The 1,026-nt window shown below is 73.5% G+C and carries 2 protein-coding genes; one reads left to right on the top strand and one right to left on the bottom strand.

Going from position 1 to position 1,026, the window contains the following annotated elements; translation table 11 throughout:
• Positions 1-448: hypothetical protein (locus tag AB0G02_RS42165; RefSeq protein ID WP_360806783.1), on the top strand; the 448-nt coding region annotated here is incomplete at its 5' end.
• On the opposite strand, the gene AB0G02_RS42160 is transcribed toward AB0G02_RS42165, so the two are convergent.
• Positions 427-1,026, bottom strand: a 600-nt coding sequence (locus AB0G02_RS42160) for an MFS transporter (protein WP_360806780.1), incomplete at its 5' end; no start/stop codon positions are given. The genes AB0G02_RS42165 and AB0G02_RS42160 overlap by 22 nt on opposite strands.

Here is a 1,026-nt window from a genome sequence, read left to right as displayed (position 1 = left end):
CGACGAGACCGTCCGGCTGTGGGACCAGCGGACGCGGACCCAGGTCGGCCCCGCGCTGACCGAGGGCCGGGTCGCCATGGGCATCACCGCCGTCGCCAGGGGCGCGCTGGACGGCCGACCGCTGCTCCTGGTGGGCGACCGCGACGGGGTGCTGCGGGTGTGGGACCTCGACGCGCACCGCGCCATCGGCCTCGACGTGCCCGCGCGGTTCGCCGCCGAGCTGCCGACCGAGTGGACCGACCCGGAGACCGGCGAGACCTACGACCTCACCGAACCGATCGTCGACGACGAGGGCTCGCCGTGGGTGCAGGTCGACTTCGACGGCTTCGAACCGATCCTCGCCGAGCCCGACAGCCCCGGCATCACCCTGGACCTGCGCGAGGTCGACGACCGGTACGGCCTGGACGGCATCGTCAGCCCGCCACGTCAACTGCCCGAAGAGGACTGAGCCCGGCGCGCGCGGTCGTCCATCCACCGGTACGACACCAAGCCCACGGCGGTCGCGAGCACGCCCGCGCCCAGCAGCACCGGCCGCGTGGCGTCGACGTCGAACGAGCGGTCGAAGACGGTCACGGCGGTGGGGCCGACCAGGGTGATCAACAGCGGTCCGAGCACGGTGGACAACCCGAGGACGACCTTCATCAGCGACTGGACCAGGGCGACCATCCGGCCGCGCATGGCGTCCTCGACCCGCGTGCCGATGATCGTCAGCCCGGTGAGGAACGCGATGCCCGCGCCCCCGCCGACCAGCGCCACGGCGGCCAGCGCGAACCACAGGTGCGGTGCGAGCGACACGACGGTGAGACCGAGGCCCGCGACGACGATCGCGAGGCCGAACAGCCGGTCGTAGGTCACCCGGCGGGACAGCTTCGGCGCGGCCGCCATGCCCGCGGCCAGGCCGAGGAAGACCGCGATGAACAGCATGCTGTACGCGCTGTCCCCACCGCGCAGGCTCGTCGCGTACCGCCTGGCGCCGCCGATCACCGCGCCGGCGGCGAGGAACGCGCCGGTCATGCCGAGGACCAG

Source organism: Actinosynnema sp. NPDC023658 (assembly GCF_040639995.1).
In the GTDB taxonomy this organism is placed as follows: domain Bacteria; phylum Actinomycetota; class Actinomycetes; order Mycobacteriales; family Pseudonocardiaceae; genus Actinosynnema.
The sequence above is the reverse complement of the archived record's forward strand: the minus strand, read 5'-3'. Positions and strand labels throughout refer to the sequence as shown.